This is a genomic window from Streptomyces sp. DH12, assembly GCF_020873895.1.
In the GTDB taxonomy this organism is placed as follows: domain Bacteria; phylum Actinomycetota; class Actinomycetes; order Streptomycetales; family Streptomycetaceae; genus Streptomyces.
In genome coordinates this window covers 1-533 of record NZ_JAHWGT010000651.1, presented here as the reverse complement: position 1 = coordinate 533, position 533 = coordinate 1, and the positions used below count along the sequence as shown (strand labels likewise).

Genomic DNA, 533 nt, shown 5'->3' with positions numbered 1-533 from the left:
GGTCACCAACCGCACCAACGCCGTTGCCCTGGTGATCCCGGAGTCCGAGAGCCGGCTCGGCTCGGAGCCGTTCTTCGCCGCGCTGATCCGCGGTGTGAGCGGCGCGCTCGCCGAGAGCGGCACCCAGCTGCAGCTGATGCTGGTGCGTGACCAGGCCGAACGCGACCAGCTCACCGAGTCGGTGGCCACCCGCCGGGTGGACGGCGTGCTGCTGGTCTCCGTGCACGCCGAGGACCGGCTGCCCGGCATCCTGGCCGAGGTGGGCCTGCCCACCGTGCTCGCCGGCCGCCGCGACGCGGGCGAGCAGCTGAGCTACGTCAACTCCGACAACGCCGGCGGCGCCACCGAGGCCGTACGGCATCTGCTGGGCCGCGGGCGCAGGCGGATCGCGACGATCACCGGCCCGCAGGACATGGACGTGGGCCGCGCCCGCCTCGCGGGGTGGCACGCCGCGCACCAGGAGGCGGGCGTCCCGGCGGACGAACTGCTGCTGGAGGCAGGGGACTTCTCCGAGGACAGCGGTGGCCGTGCCA

Annotated in this window: 1 protein-coding gene; it reads left to right on the top strand. The window is 74.5% G+C overall.

Translation table 11 applies throughout. The annotated features are described in order from the left end of the window. Window positions 1-533: LacI family DNA-binding transcriptional regulator (locus LPA54_RS36295; protein WP_228984782.1), on the top strand; the 533-nt coding region annotated here is incomplete at both ends.